The organism is Streptococcus sp. HMSC073F11 (assembly GCF_001810785.1).
GTDB lineage: Bacteria > Bacillota > Bacilli > Lactobacillales > Streptococcaceae > Streptococcus.
Genome location: NZ_KV802690.1, coordinates 608,172 through 624,659 on the forward strand (window position 1 = coordinate 608,172; position 16,488 = coordinate 624,659).

15 protein-coding genes are annotated in these 16,488 nt (G+C 41.0%); 4 read left to right on the forward strand and 11 right to left on the reverse strand.

Features of this window, described 5'->3' with window-relative positions; translation table 11 throughout:
- Positions 1–8: 8 nt before the first annotated feature.
- Genes aguA through HMPREF2764_RS04600 form a run of 5 tightly spaced genes read right to left on the reverse strand, consistent with a single transcriptional unit; the run spans position 9 to position 5,795 of the window.
- On the reverse strand, positions 9–1,094 hold the full coding sequence (aguA, locus tag HMPREF2764_RS04580; protein WP_070527543.1) for an agmatine deiminase: 1,086 nt from the start codon (positions 1,092–1,094) through the stop codon (positions 9–11).
- Positions 1,091–2,218, reverse strand: coding sequence for a carboxynorspermidine decarboxylase (gene nspC, locus HMPREF2764_RS04585; RefSeq protein WP_070527546.1), 1,128 nt, complete (start codon positions 2,216–2,218; stop codon positions 1,091–1,093). Before nspC ends, aguA begins: the two co-directional genes overlap by 4 nt.
- A complete protein-coding gene (locus tag HMPREF2764_RS04590) occupies positions 2,218–3,477 on the reverse strand; it encodes a saccharopine dehydrogenase family protein (RefSeq protein ID WP_070527547.1) in 1,260 nt (419 codons plus the stop codon). The genes nspC and HMPREF2764_RS04590 overlap by 1 nt, the downstream gene beginning before the upstream one ends.
- Complete coding sequence (gene speE / locus HMPREF2764_RS04595; protein WP_000366726.1) at positions 3,474–4,334, reverse strand: polyamine aminopropyltransferase; 861 nt, start codon at positions 4,332–4,334, stop codon at positions 3,474–3,476. The genes HMPREF2764_RS04590 and speE overlap by 4 nt, the downstream gene beginning before the upstream one ends.
- Positions 4,335–5,795, reverse strand: coding sequence for an aminotransferase class I/II-fold pyridoxal phosphate-dependent enzyme (locus tag HMPREF2764_RS04600; RefSeq protein WP_070527548.1), 1,461 nt, complete (start codon positions 5,793–5,795; stop codon positions 4,335–4,337).
- 711 nt (positions 5,796–6,506) lie between these two features.
- Here HMPREF2764_RS04600 and HMPREF2764_RS04605 point away from each other — a divergent pair.
- Positions 6,507–7,202: a VIT1/CCC1 transporter family protein gene (locus HMPREF2764_RS04605; RefSeq protein ID WP_000005264.1), complete on the forward strand. Its 696-nt coding sequence runs from the start codon at positions 6,507–6,509 to the stop codon at positions 7,200–7,202.
- Between the two features lie 42 nt (positions 7,203–7,244).
- On the opposite strand, the gene HMPREF2764_RS04610 is transcribed toward HMPREF2764_RS04605, so the two are convergent.
- From HMPREF2764_RS04610 to HMPREF2764_RS04635, 6 genes are all read right to left on the reverse strand, one after another.
- Entirely contained in the window at positions 7,245–9,233 is a 1,989-nt protein-coding gene (locus tag HMPREF2764_RS04610; RefSeq protein WP_070527550.1) for an ABC transporter permease, read from the reverse strand.
- A gap of 1 nt (position 9,234) precedes the next feature.
- Entirely contained in the window at positions 9,235–9,993 is a 759-nt protein-coding gene (locus tag HMPREF2764_RS04615) for an ABC transporter ATP-binding protein (RefSeq protein WP_000173372.1), read from the reverse strand.
- A gap of 371 nt (positions 9,994–10,364) precedes the next feature.
- Entirely contained in the window at positions 10,365–10,637 is a 273-nt protein-coding gene (locus tag HMPREF2764_RS04620) for a PspC domain-containing protein (RefSeq protein WP_001085044.1), read from the reverse strand.
- A 58-nt stretch (positions 10,638–10,695) separates the two neighbouring features.
- Complete coding sequence (locus HMPREF2764_RS04625; RefSeq protein ID WP_070527554.1) at positions 10,696–11,145, reverse strand: SprT family protein; 450 nt, start codon at positions 11,143–11,145, stop codon at positions 10,696–10,698.
- The gene (locus HMPREF2764_RS04630) at positions 11,132–13,261 is read right to left on the reverse strand and encodes a Tex family protein (protein ID WP_070527557.1); all 2,130 of its coding nucleotides are present in this window, start codon (positions 13,259–13,261) and stop codon (positions 11,132–11,134) included. The genes HMPREF2764_RS04625 and HMPREF2764_RS04630 overlap by 14 nt, the downstream gene beginning before the upstream one ends.
- A gap of 839 nt (positions 13,262–14,100) precedes the next feature.
- Positions 14,101–14,451 carry a PBECR3 domain-containing polyvalent protein gene (locus HMPREF2764_RS04635; RefSeq protein WP_000349514.1) on the reverse strand — a complete coding sequence of 117 codons (351 nt, stop codon included), beginning with the start codon at positions 14,449–14,451 and terminating at the stop codon, positions 14,101–14,103.
- Positions 14,452–14,606: 155 nt separating this feature from the next.
- Here HMPREF2764_RS04635 and HMPREF2764_RS10280 point away from each other — a divergent pair, with 155 nt between their 5' ends.
- The 3 genes from HMPREF2764_RS10280 to HMPREF2764_RS04650 are packed head-to-tail and all read left to right on the forward strand — an operon-like array spanning position 14,607 to position 16,456.
- Positions 14,607–14,738 (forward strand): SPJ_0845 family protein, encoded by a 132-nt coding sequence (locus tag HMPREF2764_RS10280; RefSeq protein ID WP_004234728.1) that lies wholly within the window; start codon positions 14,607–14,609, stop codon positions 14,736–14,738.
- Positions 14,739–15,644 carry a permease gene (locus tag HMPREF2764_RS04645; protein WP_070527562.1) on the forward strand — a complete coding sequence of 302 codons (906 nt, stop codon included), beginning with the start codon at positions 14,739–14,741 and terminating at the stop codon, positions 15,642–15,644.
- Positions 15,641–16,456, forward strand: a complete 816-nt coding sequence (locus HMPREF2764_RS04650) for a TIGR03943 family putative permease subunit (RefSeq protein WP_070527564.1) — start codon at positions 15,641–15,643, stop codon at positions 16,454–16,456. The genes HMPREF2764_RS04645 and HMPREF2764_RS04650 overlap by 4 nt, the downstream gene beginning before the upstream one ends.
- The last annotated feature ends 32 nt before the right edge of the window (positions 16,457–16,488 follow it).

A 16,488-nucleotide genomic window follows, 5' to 3' on the forward strand; every position in this document is an offset into this window, starting at 1 on the left:
TTTTTCTCCTATTCTGGGATTTGTTGGGTGATACAGTGGATATTGCCACCACCTAAAAGAATATCTCTGGCTGGTATTCCGACAACTTTACGGTCTGGGAAACACTTACTGAGGATATCTAAGGCTACTTGGTCGTTTTTATCTTGAAACTGGGGAACAAGGACAGCCTGGTTGGCGATATAAAAGTTTACGTAGGAAGCTGCTAGTCGTTCACCTGCGTATCGCTCTTCTTCACCTTCTTCGTAGGAATAACCAGGAAGATCTTCTTCTGTCACAACTTGTCGAACTGCAGGGATAGGCAATTTATGAATGGTGAAGTGACGACCTTTTGCATCTGTTTCCTTTTCTAAAATCGCTAAATCAGCTGCTGACATGGCATATTGAGGATCGCTTTCGTCGTCCGTCCAAGCCAAGACAAGTTCTGCAGGACCAACAAAGGCTGCAACATTGTCAACGTGTTCATTGGTTTCGTCCTGATAAATACCATAAGGTAGCCAGATAACTTTTTCAGCTCCAAGGCACTCTAATAAGGTATTTTCGATTTCTTCCTTACTAAGATGAGGATTGCGACCAGAACTAAGCAAGCAACTTTCAGTCACGAGAATGGTTCCTTGACCATCGCTGTGTATCGCTCCGCCTTCCAGTACAAAAGGTTTTGCATCGTAAACAGTCATTTCCAACTCTTCAGCAAAACGACTGGCTACTTGGTCATCATCTTCATAGTCTTGGTAGAGACCATCAACAGCACCACCCCAAGCATTGAAAGACCAATCCACGGCTAATTTCTGGTCTTTATCATTGACAAGAATGGTCGGACCTGTATCACGCGCCCAGGCATCATTGGTAGGAGTATCTAGATAAACAACGCTATCTCCAAGGTAGTCTTGAGCTTCAGTTAAGTAGTCTTGGGCCACCAAAAGGTAAACAGATTCCCCTTGAACAATCGTTTTAATAATCTGGCTGAAAGCCTTTTTAGCTGCCTTGCCTTGATAAGGCCAAGATCCTGGTCGAGTCGGCCAGATCATGAGGGTACCGTGATGGGGTTCATACTCTGCTGGCATACGATAGCCTAATTTTTTTGGACTGTCCATCATGATAATCTCCCTTTAAAGTCTTGATAACCAAAAGATTTGACTAAGCTGCAGTCACCCTGCTCGTCCATGAGATAGAGACTTGGCAATCCAATACCATTAAAGGTATTATTTTTGACAAATGAGTAAATAGCCATATCTTCAAAATAAAGTCTGTCTCCAATTTGAACTGGATTTTCAAAGCTATAATCACCAATCACATCGCCTGTCAGACAAGTATTGGAAGAAAGTCTGTAGGTATGGTCTTTTTCCTGTGCCTCAAAGCCGTTTCTCAAAGGTGGACGATAGGGCATCTCAAGTACGTCAGGCATATGGCAGGTCGCGGAGGCATCTAAAACCAAGATTTCCAAACCATTTTCTACAATATCCAATACTTCAGTTGCTAGATAACCCGCGTTGAGCGCAATGGCTTCACCTGGCTCGATATAAACTTCAAGATGGTAAGTTTCTCGGATTCGCTTAATTTCAGAAATCAGCAAATCTATATCGTAGTCTTCTCTTGTGATGTGATGACCACCACCCATATTGAGCCATTTGACTTGATGCAAGTACGAACCAAACTGCGCTTCTACTGCTTTCAAAGTTGTCTGTAAATCATCTGCTCCCTGCTCGCAAAGGGTATGAAAATGAAGACCGTCTACCAATTCCAGCAAATCACTCGGAATTTTATCTAGTGTTACACCAAAACGAGAACCTGGTGCACAAGGATCATAGAGCGCGTGGTCACCCTGTGTTGAACATTGAGGATTGAGACGTAAACCTACACTGATACCAGCCTCACGACAACGAGCCCCATGTTTACGCAACTGTTTCTCTGAGTTAAAGACGATATGGTCCGTTATCTCTAGCAATTCCTCCAAGTCTGCATCCTTGAAAGCTGGCGCAAAAACATGGACTTCACCAGGAAATTCTTCCCTTGCCAATTTGGCCTCATAGAGTCCACTAGCTGTCGTACCAGATAGATACTGGCTAATCAAGGGATAGGTTTTGTAGAGGGAATACGCCTTCTGGGCAAGTAAAATCTTGCAACCAGCTTCTTCTTGAACATATTGTAGAATGCGACAATTTGCTTCTAACTTGGCCAAGTCAATAATATAGGCTGGTGTTGGTACTTGTTCTAACTTCATCAGTCCACCATTTGTGGATTTTCAACCACAACCCAAGGCAAACCATACTCATTCAATGCTTCCATGAATGGATCTGGATCCAACTCTTCAAGGTTGTATACTCCAGCTTGTTTCCAAGTACCGTTCATAACCAATTTTGTCCCAATCATGGCTGGAACGCCTGTAGTGTAAGAAATGGCTTGTGACCCGACTTCTGCATAGCACTCTTGATGGTCGCAAACATTGTAGATGTAGATAGTCTTTTCAACGCCGTCTTTAACACCTGTAAAGATACATCCAATATTGGTTTTACCTACAGTACGTGGGCCAAGGCTAGCAGGATCTGGAAGTAAGGCTTTTAAGAATTGAATTGGAACGATGTCTTGACCATTGAAATCAATAGTATCTGTACGAAGAAGTCCAACATTTTCAAGACATTTCATATGAGTTAGATAAGATTGACCAAAGGTCATAAAGAAACGAATACGTTTGACACCTGGAATGTTCTTGGCCAATGATTCGATTTCTTCGTGGTGAAGGAGATACATGTCTTTTTGCCCAACTTGAGGGAAATCGTACTCGCGCTTGATAGACATGGCTTCAACTTCGACCCATTTTCCATCTTCCCAGTAAGAACCTGGCGCAGAAACCTCGCGTAGATTGATTTCTGGGTTGAAGTTTGTTGCAAACGGATAACCGTGGTCACCACCATTACAGTCTAAAATATCGATATAATGGATTTCGTCAAAGTAGTGTTTGAGGGCATAGGCTGAAAAGACGCTGGTCACACCTGGATCAAAACCAGAACCAAGCAGAGCTGTCAAGCCTGCTTCTTTAAATTTTTCCTGATAAGCCCATTGCCATGAGTAGTCAAAGTAGGCTGTAAAACCAAGTTCCTTACAACGTTTCTCATAAACAGCACGCCATTCAGGGTCTTCTGTGTCTTCTGCTTCGTAGTTAGCTGTGTCGACATAGTGGACTCCAGTTGCCAAACAAGCGTCCATAATGGTTAAATCTTGATATGGTAAGGCTACATTCAAAACAGCTTCTGGCTTGTAGCTTTCAATCAAGGCAATGACTTCTTCCACCTTATCAGCATCAAGAGCAGCTGTCTCAATCTTTGTACTTGTTTTACCTTCTAGCTTCGCTTTCAAGTCATCACATTTTGACTTGGTACGGCTAGCAATCATAATCTCTGTAAAGGTTTCGCTATCTTGGCAAATCTTTGAAATGGCAACTTGGGCAACTCCCCCACATCCAATAACTAGTAAACGACTCATTTTTTTCCTTCCTCTTCTTCTAAAATGTCCTCAACATACTTGGGCAACATAAAGGCTCCCACATGTAAGTTTGCAGTGTAGTATTCTGTGAAAAGCTGGCGTTTTTTCCAGCCTTCCTTGTCAAAATCTTTGACAGGGTGGTATTTTTTCGATGCAAATCCAAACAACCAATAGCCAGCTGGACTGGTTGGGATATGGGCCTGATAGACCCGACTGATTGGAAAGGCTTGATTAACCTTACGGTGCATGCTTCGGCAAGCTGACTCATCTTCGTCAAAGAAAGGACTCCCATGCTGGTAGATCATGATACCATCTTCCTTTAGAGCTCGATAACTATTACCGTAAAATTCCTTGGTAAAGAGCCCTTCCGTATGGCCAAATGGATCTGTCGCATCGTTGATGATAATATCATAGTCATTTTCACAGTTTCGTAAAAAGCGTAGCCCATTTTGGTAGTAAATGGTGACACGAGGATCATCTAGCCCCGCAGCAAAGTCTGGAAAATACTCACGACAGACTTCAACCAACATCTCATCCGGTTCCACAATATCGATTTGTTCCAGCTCAGGATAGAGGGTTAATACTTGGGCGACACCGCCATCACCACCCCCAATAACCAATACTTTCTTGGGATTTGGGTGGACAGCCATGGGAACGTGGACGGTCATTTCATTGTAGACAAAATCATCCGCATCTGAAAACAAGACATGCCCATTTAAAATCAGTATTTTACCAAAAGCTGGTGTATCCAAGACTTCGATATCCTGCCATTCACTTTTACCAGCGTAGAGTTGCTTGGCTGTTCTCAAGGATAATTTCACATCTGGAGTATGAACTTCAGAAAACCATAAATCCATCTAGTTCTCCTTTCTCTTAATGACGTTGATGTGATTGACCTCAGGATCTTCCGTCCCTTGAAGGGAGCATCCACGTTCCTTTGCAAATTGGATATAGTCTACAATTTCACGTATAATGCGTTCACCAGGAGCCAAGATAGGGATTCCTGGAGGATAGCACATGACAAATTCTCCACAGACTTGTCCAACAGATTCGTCTAAAGACAAACTTCTTCTCTCTGAATAGAAGGCTTCCTGAGGAGAAAGGACCAACTCTGGCTGGATATATTCTCCAGCTATCAAGTCCTTCCCATCTCGTGAGTATAGTCTCTTGATATCTGCTAAAGCACCGACCAAGCGCTCGATGTCTTGGATCCGGTCACCAATCGAAATATAGGCCAAGATATTGCCAATATCACCAAACTCAATCTGAATGTCGTATTCGTCTCGTAGGAGGTCATAAACCTCGATACCTGTTAAGCCAATACCCTGAGTGTAAACTGACAGCTTGGTTACATCAAAATCACATACCGACATACCATCTATTAACTCTTTTGAGTAGGCATAGTAGCCACCTATGGCATTGATTTCACGACGAGCGTACTCGGATAGCTCAATGACCTTCTCAAAAGACTCTTTACCACGAAGGGCCAAGTTGCGACGTGAAATATCCAAACTAGCCATCAACAAGTAAGAGGCGGATGTTGACTGGGTAAGATTGATAATCTGACGAACGTATTCAGGATTCATCTGCTCCCCGATTAAAAGAAGCGAGCTTTGTGTCAAACTCCCACCAGACTTATGCATGGAAACTGCTGCCATATCAGCACCTGCATCCATAGCAGAAATTGGAAGTTTTTCAGTAAAATGCAAATGCGCTCCGTGGGCTTCATCTACTAAAACCACCATGCCAGCTTCATGAGCCATTTTTGTCAATCCCCTTAGGTCTGAACAGATTCCGTAGTAAGTAGGATTGTTAATCAAAATGGCCTTGGCATCTGGATGGTCCTTTATGGCCTTGGCTACTCGATCATTTTCAAGACCTAAAGCGATACCAATTTTAGGATCCACACTCATCTCGATATAGATGGGAATAGCACCACATAGAACTAGCGCATTGATAGCAGATTTATGGACATTACGTGGCAGAATAATCTTATCTCCAGCCTTGCAGGTAGAAAGAATCATAGTCTGCACCGATGAGGTTGTTCCCCCAATCATGAGAAAGGCATGGCTAGCTCCAAAAGCATCTGCAGCCAGCTCCTCTGCATCCCGAATAATCGAAATGGGATGGCCCAAATTATCCAATGGTTTCATCGAATTAACATCAATGCCTACACATTTTTCTCCTAAGAGTTCGACAAGTTCTGGATTTCCTCGTCCACGCTTGTGACCTGGAACATCAAAGGGAACAATCCTTTTCTTGCGTAACTTCACCATGGCCTCATAAATTGGGGCCTGGTTTTGATCTAACTCTTTCAAGACATACTCCTTTACCGTATTTGTAGCGCTTCAAGAAGACGAAGGCGACTAAAGGTTGACTCATGAAAAAAGAGCAGGTTTTCACCTGCTCTGCAATCTTCTGACGTTTTTATGTTTGTTTCTGTTGAGTATGTCTGTTCCCGATGTTTCCTAACTCTCTAGTAGCAAATATTACGTACTTTATTGATCGTTTCACAAGATGACGTGTGCTTTCACCACACTAAAAATTTATGAATTAGGATAAGTGTCCTAACATCAACTTATAAAAGTAGGCTTTTAACCCTATCAATAATGTGGTTTTTCAACCACGCTTCGGCATTCAACCCTGCCTGTCCGTAGGCGTTTTTTACTCGGGTTTATATTTGCTAGAAAACATCATCTCATTTTCTAAGCTTTATTACTATATCATGTTTTTAAGAACTTGTAAAGCGGTTTACGAAGAAAATATAAAAATAGTTCGTAAAATATTTGGATTTTATTTGATTTAATACTAACTTTTCTCTTGTAAACGATTATAAAGTGAACAAAATGATTTTCATATTTAATTTAAAATTCTTTATGATATTCTATACACTTTACCCTCGGTGTTTGATCTATTAGAGAAGATGTCGACATTTTTATATCATTAAAATCGTGCAACTTTTTTCAGATACTTTTAAAAGATTGATTTCCCTATATTTTTCCTTTATACTGGATAAAAAGGAGAATAGTATGTCAGAAACAAATCACGAAATCGATTCAAATTTTGCAGGTCGTTTAAATATCCTGCGTGCGGGTGTTCTTGGTGCCAATGATGGAATTATTTCCATTGCTGGTGTGGTTATCGGGGTTGCTAGTGCTACGAGTAATATCTGGATTATCTTTTTATCAGGATTTGCAGCTATCTTAGCTGGTGCCTTTTCGATGGCTGGTGGAGAATATGTATCTGTTTCAACTCAAAAAGATACCGAGGAAGCAGCCGTTGCGCGTGAGCAAGTCTTGCTAGACCAAGATATGGAACTAGCCAAAAAGTCTCTCTATGCAGCCTATATCCAAAATGGAGAATGTGAAACCTCTGCTCAACTCTTGACCAACAAAGCCTTTTTAAATAATCCGCTCAAGGCTTTGGTAGAGGAAAAATATGGGATAGAGTATGAAGAGTTTACCAATCCATGGCATGCTGCTATCTCTAGCTTTATTTCTTTTTTCCTTGGTAGCTTACCACCCATGCTTTCAATTACCATTTTCCCAAGTGAATACCGTATCCCTGCTACCGTCCTTATCGTCGGTGTGGCCCTTCTTCTCACTGGTTACACTAGTGCCAGACTTGGAAAAGCACCAACCAAAACAGCTATGATTCGGAACCTAGCTATTGGCCTCTTGACCATGGGAGTTACCTTCCTGCTCGGACAACTTTTCAGCATTTAGAACATAAGAAATACCTCGATTTTGAAGTCGAGGTATCTTTTTTTACATTTGCACAATCTTGCGATAACTTCTTGAAGTAATCATGAAAATCAGCACATAGGCGATGAGGAAGATAGCGCAGATAGACAAGGTCACAATCAACATCATAGTCGTATCTATTACACCAATCACTTTTAAAATCAGACTAAGCATATGGTAGGCAAAGGCTAGGTGTATGAAGGCAAAGAGCAAAGGAAGGAAGAAAACAGTTAAAACCTGTTTGTTAATGGTTTGCTTGATTTGCTTTTGATCTAAACCAACTTTCTGCAAGATAATAAAGCGCTCACGGTCTTCATAGCCTTCAGAAATTTGTTTGTAATAGATGACCAGAACGGTTCCGACCATAAAGATAATGGATAGGAAAATACCGATAAAGAAGACACCACCAAAGAGGGCACTCATTTGAGCACTAGCATCTGCTAGATTGCTACCATACACATAGCTACCTTCCGTGTTTAATTGAGCATTAAACTGGTTGAGGTATTTATCATATTCTTCAGCGACCTTGAGTTGTTCTTCTTCGTTGGCATTTACATTCATACCACCGTAAAACTGATTATAGATAGCCGAATCTGGGAATTGATCCAAAAAGGCTTGTAAATTAGGTACAACAAGGTAATTGTAATCAGCAGTCAAAATATTAAACTGATTTGGAACATGGTTTACAATGAAATCTTTAGTAAATTCTTCTTTGACAGAAAATTGATGATCGTTTAGAGTTAGAGCTTTCTGTTCTTTAACTCCCTCATTCTTTGCAAAGAGTCCAACCTCATTTCCTGATAGAGAAAGTTTTTGACCAGTCATAGTTTCATAATCTTTTTGGTCAAATACCATGAAAACTGTTTTGACTTGGACACGGTTTTGTCCTTTTTCAAAAATGGTTAACTTGCTACCTTCTTGGTTTGCAACACCAAAGTAAGCGTAACGAAGAACTTCTTTTTCTTTGATATTATAACCTTTGTCACTTGCAAACTGGCTCAAGAGTGTGTCCAAATCTTCTTTTTCAACATTTTGTCCAGTAATCCCAAAATCATGCGGATTTAGAACTTTTTTAAAGGATTCTGAAGCATTGAAAATGCTTGTCGCGGCTGACATGGTTACCAAAACCATTGTTGACAAAATTGCGATAGTTGCTAGTCCAACCGCATTTTTCTTCATACGGAAAATCAAGTTGGAAACAGAGATAAGATTATTAGGTTGGTAATAGTATTTCTTGTTTTTCTTTAAGATTTGAAGGAAAACTGTAATCCCTGCATTGAACAAGAGATAAGTACCAAAGATAACCAGCAAAACAGCTAAGAAGAAGGTTGTTAAGGCTGTAAGGGGATCTTTTACAGTAACTGCAAGATAATATCCACCACCTAAACTAATCGCACCAAGAATAGTTTGGAGGGATAGGAAACGACCTTTTCTCTCACCGCTAGCTTTCTCACGTGAGAGCTGGAGGGCATTCATACGGGCGATTCGAAGGGCATTCAGGAACATGAGGCCTAGGAAAATCAATCCAAAGACAAGAAGTACTGTAATGACAACTTTCATCTGGAAGGTAGCGACTAGTTCTACCTTTAATTTCATCAGTTTGAGCAAGAAGGCGAAAATCAACTTGTCAAACAAGGCTCCAATACCGATACCTGCTCCAACAGTTAGAATTCCAAAAAGCACCAACTCCTTAAAGGTCATACTGATCAGATGTCGCTTCTCCAAGCCCAACATGCCATAAATTCCCAGTTCCTTGGAACGGTTCTTCATAACAAAACTATTGGCATAGAGGACGATAATGGCTGACGCAAGGGTGACGACAAACATACCAAATCCTAGAGTAGCTTGAATCGTTTCACCTCCACGGATTTCCGCAATCTTGGGATTAAAGGTTAAGGAATAAAAGAGATAGGTGACGGTGACTGCCAAGAGAACAGCCAGCGCAAAAGGATAATAGAGTTTGCGGTTTTTAATCAAGTTCGATACCGCTAACTTATTGGTTAATCGAAACATACTAATTCACCTCGCTTGCCATGACAGTCAAGGTATCAGAGATTTCTTGGAACATCTGACGCTCTGTCTTCTCTCCACGGTAGATTTGGTTGTAAAGAATGCCGTCCTTGATAAAGAGAACACGTTTGGCTCTGCTAGCTGCTGCTGTTGAGTGGGTTACCATGAGGATGGTTTGGCCGCGCTCATTGATTTCATCAAAAACATCAAGTAAGGCTGCAGATGACTTAGAGTCAAGAGCTCCTGTCGGTTCGTCCGCAAGGAGAATTTCAGGTTCTGTGATGATGGCGCGGGCTACTGCTACACGCTGTTTTTGCCCACCTGAAATCTCGTAAGGGTACTTCTCTTGCAATTGGTTGATTCCCAGATTCTCAGCTGTCACCACCAATTTCTTCATCATCTCCGTAATGGGTCTTCTTGACAAGACAAGCGGAAGCAAGATATTGTCTTTTACAGACAGAGTATCTAGCAAGTTAAAGTCTTGGAAGACAAAACCCAACTTTTCACGACGGAAACTAGAAGCCTGTGAATTTTTAATGGTTGCTGTGTCTGTTCCATTCAAGTAAACCTGACCACGGGTTGGTTTGTCCAGCATAGCTAGGATATTTAGAAGAGTGGATTTACCAGAACCAGACTCACCCATGATAGCGACATAGTCACCTTTTTCCACGGTAAAGTGAATATCCTTGAGGGCCTCTACTTGGTTGCCCTGAAAACGAGTTTTGTAAATTTTTTGAACGTGTTTTACATCTAAAAGTGTCATGAGAATCTCCTTTCTTAATATCCCATCAAATGAAATGTTGCTTGCATCATAGCGCATCCCAGCTGAACGCGCTCGATATCTTTGTGGCTTGGTTTTCTTGTTTTCTTCTGTAAGGTTTGTTTCATGATGTTACTCCTTTGTTCTTTATGAGTCTAGTTTACATCAAAAAAAGACCGCTTGCCATAACCTAACCTTACAAAAGAGACTTTAATCTTACATTTTTGTAAGATTGGGGGAAATGTAGATATTTTATTAAAAATATTTTACCATAAAAAAAAGCAAGAAGAAAACCCTTGCAGATACAAGGGTTCAAAAATTTTAAAATAGATTAGTCGAATTCATAGACTAACAGTAAAATAACTATTTTCACCTCACCAAAACCAGCCTTCATTATCGTCAATGGCTTGGGCTTCTTTTCGTTTACGTGGGCCTGTTCCGTACATTTCTGCTTCAATTTCTTCCTTGGTAGGCATGATAGAAGCTAGGATGATATAGATAATCACGCCAAGTCCAAAGTTTGCGACTGTAAAAATAGCAAATAGAAAACGAACAAGGGTAACATCAAAGTTCCACTTGTCTGACAGACCTGCCAGAACTCCTGAAATCATGCGATTTCGTCTCATTTTATAAAATTTACTGTTCATGATTTTTCCTCTTTCTGCTAGGTTAGACATAGTATATCACGGGTAGGCTCGGCTTTCATCAGTCCTCAGGCTGATTTATCAGAAGCAATTTACCTCTACAAACTCCGCAGCGATAGCGTTTGGTATCAATCCTTCTCTTGCGCTGATACCTTTGGTGGCAGGATTGGCAACGATAGAGCGTGATTGGCTTGGAGTTGCTATTTGGCAAGGTTGGAACAAAGCGTAATCCATCCACTGCTTTCAACAGTTCCTTAAAATCCCGATCCTTGTGTTGATAGCCCTTCCCTTGAAAATAGAGGTGATAATGACAGAGCTCATGTCGGACAATTTTCCTAAAAACATTCAGACCCAGTTCCTGATAAACCTTGGGATTAAAATCCAAATGCCCATCTTTTGGGAAAAATCGCCCACCTGTCGAACGTAGACGAGAATTCCACTGGGCATGATGGATAAAAGGTCTGCCGAAGTCTTCTAGTGAAACCTGCTTAACGTAATCAGTCAGTTTCATTTGGAGCTAGAAGCGACAGATTGACTTTTTCACGTTCAGTATCAATTTTCTTAACCCAAACCGTTACCAAATCACCAACGGATACTACTTGGCTGGGATGCTTGATAAACTTGCGACTCATATGGGAAATATGAATCAAGCCGTCCTCGTGAATCCCGATATCAACGAAGGCACCGAAGTCAACGACGTTACGCACTACACCTTCTAGCTTCTGACCAATCACTAAATCTTTGATATCTAGGACATCTTGGCGAAGCACAGGTGCATCAAAAGAGTCACGGAAATCTCGACCTGGTTTAAGAAGGTCTGCAATGATATCTTTAAGAGTTTCTGGTCCAAGGTCTAGCTCTTGCGCCATTTCCTTGACTGAAAGGGACTTGAGTTTGCTTTGGGCTTCTTCATTCAAGTCTGTAATGTCCAAACGTTTGAAAAGTTCCTTAACGGCAGCGTAATTTTCTGGGTGAACTCCTGTATTATCAAGGATATTGCTACTTTCAGGGATACGAAGGAAACCAGCTGCCTGCTCAAAGGCCTTGGCTCCCAGACGGGGAACTTTCGTGATTTGGACTCGTGAAGTGATTTTTCCTTCTTCCTCACGGTATTTGACGATATTTTCAGAAATGGTTTTATTGAGTCCAGCGACATGGGAAAGAAGAGCTGGGCTGGCTGTATTGATGTTGACACCGACTTGATTCACCACGGTATCCACGACAAAGTCCAAACTTTCAGACAACTTCTTCTGGCTGACATCGTGCTGGTACTGACCAACGCCGATTGACTTAGGATCAATTTTGACCAATTCCGCAAGAGGATCTTGCAAACGACGGGCGATAGAAATAGCAGAGCGTTTTTCAACAGTCAAGTCTGGGAACTCCTGACGAGCAAGTTCACTGGCAGAATAGACCGAAGCACCACTTTCATTGACGATGACATAACTAACCTCAGGAAAATCTTTAAGAACTTCCGCCACAAAAGCTTCACTTTCACGACTGGCCGTTCCATTACCGATGGCAATAATCTCTACACCGTATTGACCAATCAAATCTGCCAAATCTTTCTTTGCTTCTTCGATTTGACGAGCTGATGCTGGTTTGACAGGATAAATGACCTGAGTTGTCAGCATTTTTCCTGTTGCATCTACGACAGCTAGCTTGGCACCTGTACGAAAGGCAGGGTCAAATCCTAGAACCACGCGCCCTTTCAGCGGAGCAACCAAGAGGAGATTGCGCAGGTTGTCAGAAAAAAGTTGGATAGCTCCTTCTTCTGCTTTCTCAGTTAATTCTGTCCGAATGCGTCGCTCAATAGCAGGCAAGACCTTTTTCTTAACTGACTGTTGAACAACTTCATCTATATAGGCATTTTTCACCTTGAAACGGGCAGCAAAGAAAGCAAGAATACGATCTGTCGCGTGCTCAAAACCGACTTTTAAGACGCCTAGCTTTTCCCCACGATTGAGTGCCAAGGTACGATAGCCTTGCATATTGCCAACTGTCTCTGAGAAATCATAATAAATCTGGAAAACTTGCTTTTCATCAAGACTTTCATCTTTGACTTTCGAAGTGATTTTAGAGTGTCTCAACACTTCCTGATAGGTCAGTGAGCGCAAGGTCACATCTTCAGATAAGGCTTCTACCAAGATATCAACCGCACCAGCCAAGGCTTCTTGACCAGTCGCAAATCCTTCACAGACAAACTTTTCAGCTTCTTTCTCTAAGCCATCTACATTCTGCAAAATCAAGCGAGCAAGAGGAAAGAGTCCAGCTTCACGGGCAATGGTTGCCTTGGTACGACGTTTCTCCTTATAAGGAAGGTAGAGTTCTTCTACGTCTGCTAATTTTTCAGCTGCCAGGATAGCTTCTTCCAATTCCTTGGTCAGCTTGCCTTGTTCTTGAATCTTAGCCAAGACAGCTTCTTTACGGTCGTTGAGATTTGTCAGACTTTTATCCAGATCAATAATAGCCTTAATCGCCACCTCATCCAGACTACCAGTCATGTCCTTCCGGTAACGCGCGATGAAGGGAATTGTCGCCCCTTCAGCTGTCAAACTTAGAACAGTATCAATTTGCTTTAACGTCACTCCCAAATCCTGGGAGATTTTTTCATATTTTTTATCCATGAATCTATTATACCATAAGCTAAACGTTTCAAATTAGCTCTTACAGTATTTAAAAACAATATGTGGGGAATAGATTTATATTCTATAGTGCAATAACTTGTACTTAGAGAGCATTGCCACCTTTTTTTACCACTCCATGACATCAAAAGTATTTAATGGATCAGACATAATAGCCAGTTCTGGAAGATGTTCCTGACCTGGAATAACACATTGACTTTTTAAACTTTTATAATTAATTCCTTTCGTTTCACTCAAGGCACAACACAGAATGAAAAAGTGTTGTGCTCTTTATTTTGTTTTATAATAATAGCGAGAAAGCCTATCACTACTACAAATCACGGGGTGGTGAATAAGTGAGTGGTATAGTCACTACCTCGCATTTTTATAGGTGTCATTCTTTCCATCAAGCACAACTGACTGTGACTAGGAGCACGTAAACTTATAATTGAATAAGCGACTCGTTTGTGAAAGGAAAGGATAGCCAAGGGATCGGCAGACTCAAATTTGGTGAAAGGAGAGCCCTCGTGTTAAAAATTATTTATCCTAATTGTTGTGGTGAAGAATAGCATTTAGATTTCTATTTCTAATCGTCCAAAATGCGTGTTTTTGAAAAATAAAAAACCGCAAGACAGAGTCTGCGGTGGGGATAATCTATTTTGAAATTTTAAATAAAAAAGGAGCATTTAAGCCCCTCCTTTGAAATAACGGACATTTGGCTGGTCGGTGTACCCAGCATCTCAGATACCTTCTTCAAGGTGCGGCAGGAACCTTTCTGCCCTCAAATGTCTTTCGTTAATGTTATTCTAGCACTATCTATTTTTTTGTCAAGCTTTCTCAATCTACCCAGACTTAATACGACTTTGTAACTTGAAATCTTGTAAGCGATACATGGTCAGAACATAAAAGAAATCTCCACTTTTATGTAACTTGATGGAAACAAGAACATTATCATCAAATCTTTTTACATATTCGAAACTGGCGTCTTTCTCTCGTGGATTGACCCCGACGAAATCTGGGTTCCTTAGTATGAGTTCCAGGTCTTCAATATGATGAATCACATCATTGTGATGGCGTTTTATCATATGGCTTCTCAAACCGTCTTTGTTGACCTTTATGTCGCTCGCTTCAAGAACAATATCAAAAATTTCTTTTACTTCATCGGTAACCTGACCGATTGTTTCATGATCCATCATTTCCTCCGTTATTCCACAACTATTATATCACAATCATAGTGTATATCAGGATATATCAAGCTCTATTATTCGTTAGATACTCAATTTTAACTTTTCCCTTTTCCTTAAAATAATAGTATAATAGAGATAGAATTTAGAATCGAGGTGCACCTATGGCTGTAAAATTTACAAAAACTGATGACTTGGACAAGATGTTTGAGGAGTTTGCTAAACTCCCTGATTTGAAACAAGTCACTTTCCCTGATGACAAAGAGAAAAAAGCCAAAGCAGAAAAGAAAAACTAGATGACTGCTTTCCAACAACTCCCTTCTAGTGTGCTTCAGACTGGGGCTATTTTTCTCTCTATAATCATTGAAGCCCTACCCTTCGTTCTGATAGGAAGTATTGTTTCAGGGCTGATTGAGGTTTATATCACACCTGAAAAGGTTTATCATTTTCTCCCTCGAAATCGTTGGGGGAGAATCTTTTTTGGGACCTTCGTTGGTATACTTTTCCCTTCTTGCGAATGTGGGATCGTCCCCATTATCAATCGTTTTCTGGAAAAGAAGGTTCCTAGTTACACGGCTGTTCCCTTTCTCGTAACAGCGCCTGTTATAAATCCCATTGTTCTATTTGCGACCTATTCTGCCTTTGGCAACTCCTTCCATATCGCCCTATTGCGAGCTCTGGGTTCCATCGTTGTGGCTGTGATACTTGGGATTTTTCTAGGATTTTTCTGGCAAGAACCGATTCAAAAAGAAGATCGGTTGGCTTGTCATGAGCATGATTTTTCTCACTTGAGCTCTGCAAAAAAAGTTTTTCAGGTCTTTGTGCAGGCCATTGATGAATTTTTTGATACGGGGCGTTATTTGGTATTTGGCTGTCTCTTTGCCTCTGTTATACAGGTCTATGTTCCGACACGGATTCTGACCTCTATCAGTGCAACCCCTCTTTTTGCCATCCTGCTCTTGATGATTTTAGCCTTTCTTCTTTCTCTCTGTAGTGAGGCTGATGCCTTTATCGGTGCTTCTCTTCTCTCAAGTTTCGGCTTGCCACCAGTTCTGGCCTTTCTCGTTATTGGCCCAATGCTGGATATCAAAAATATTCTCATGATGAAAAATTACTTGAAAGCACGATTTATCGGTCACTTCATTATGATTGTGACTCTTGTCGTCTTAGTGTATTCTCTCTTGATTGGAGTCATCCTATGATTCGATTTTTAGTTCTAGCTGGCTATTTTGAATTGACTATTTATCTCCATCTGTCCGGAAAATTAAACCAGTACATCAACATGCACTATTCCTATCTGGCCTATATTTCCATGGTACTTTCCTTTATTTTGGCAATTGTTCAACTGTATATCTGGATGAAGCAAGTCAAAACCCATAGTCATCTGAACAGCCGATTGGCGAAGGTGACGAGTATTGCTCTTCTAGCTATTCCTATTGTCGTCGGCTTAACTTTTCCAACTGTTAGCTTGGATTCTCAGACCGTTTCTGCCAAAGGCTATCAATTCCCCTTATCAGAAGGCACGGATCAAGCCATTCAGACAAGTGAAGGGACGACAAGCCAATATTTGAAACCAGATACCAGTTCTTATTTTTCAAAAACAGCCTATGAAAAGGAGATGCGAACTGCGGCGGATAAATACTTGTCCCAAGATAGTATTCAGATCACCAACGAAAACTATATGGAAGTCATGGAGGCTATCTACGACTATCCAGATGAGTTTGAGGGCAAGACAGTCCAGTTCACAGGATTTGTCTATAACGACCCCAGTCATGCCAATAGCCAATTTCTATTCCGCTTCGGCATTATCCATTGTATCGCAGATTCTGGTGTCTATGGATTGCTGACCAAGGGAAATACCCGTCAGTATGAGAATAATACCTGGATAACAGCCAAAGGAAAACTGGTCAATCACTATCATAAAGAACTCAAACAAAACCTCCCAACCTTGGAAATCGATAGTTTTACCAAAGTCGATAAACCAGAGAATCCCTATGTGTATCGCGTGTTTTAAAAAAGCAAGATAAAAACGAACAAGTTCTCTTC

Bases quoted from the DNA above. Each gene is read 5' to 3' on its own strand.
- aguA (WP_070527543.1), bottom strand. From the start codon at position 1,094: ATGATGGACAGTCCAAAAAAATTAGGCTATCGTATGCCAGCAGAGTAT.
- nspC (WP_070527546.1), bottom strand. From the start codon at position 2,218: ATGAAGTTAGAACAAGTACCAACACCAGCCTATATTATTGACTTGGCC.
- HMPREF2764_RS04590 (WP_070527547.1), bottom strand. From the start codon at position 3,477: ATGAGTCGTTTACTAGTTATTGGATGTGGGGGAGTTGCCCAAGTTGCC.
- speE (WP_000366726.1), bottom strand. From the start codon at position 4,334: ATGGATTTATGGTTTTCTGAAGTTCATACTCCAGATGTGAAATTATCC.
- HMPREF2764_RS04605 (WP_000005264.1), top strand. From the start codon at position 6,507: ATGTCAGAAACAAATCACGAAATCGATTCAAATTTTGCAGGTCGTTTA.
- HMPREF2764_RS04610 (WP_070527550.1), bottom strand. From the start codon at position 9,233: ATGTTTCGATTAACCAATAAGTTAGCGGTATCGAACTTGATTAAAAAC.
- HMPREF2764_RS04615 (WP_000173372.1), bottom strand. From the start codon at position 9,993: ATGACACTTTTAGATGTAAAACACGTTCAAAAAATTTACAAAACTCGT.
- HMPREF2764_RS04620 (WP_001085044.1), bottom strand. From the start codon at position 10,637: ATGAACAGTAAATTTTATAAAATGAGACGAAATCGCATGATTTCAGGA.
- HMPREF2764_RS04625 (WP_070527554.1), bottom strand. From the start codon at position 11,145: ATGAAACTGACTGATTACGTTAAGCAGGTTTCACTAGAAGACTTCGGC.
- HMPREF2764_RS04630 (WP_070527557.1), bottom strand. From the start codon at position 13,261: ATGGATAAAAAATATGAAAAAATCTCCCAGGATTTGGGAGTGACGTTA.
- HMPREF2764_RS04635 (WP_000349514.1), bottom strand. From the start codon at position 14,451: ATGGATCATGAAACAATCGGTCAGGTTACCGATGAAGTAAAAGAAATT.
- HMPREF2764_RS10280 (WP_004234728.1), top strand. From the start codon at position 14,607: ATGGCTGTAAAATTTACAAAAACTGATGACTTGGACAAGATGTTTGAG.
- HMPREF2764_RS04645 (WP_070527562.1), top strand. From the start codon at position 14,739: ATGACTGCTTTCCAACAACTCCCTTCTAGTGTGCTTCAGACTGGGGCT.
- HMPREF2764_RS04650 (WP_070527564.1), top strand. From the start codon at position 15,641: ATGATTCGATTTTTAGTTCTAGCTGGCTATTTTGAATTGACTATTTAT.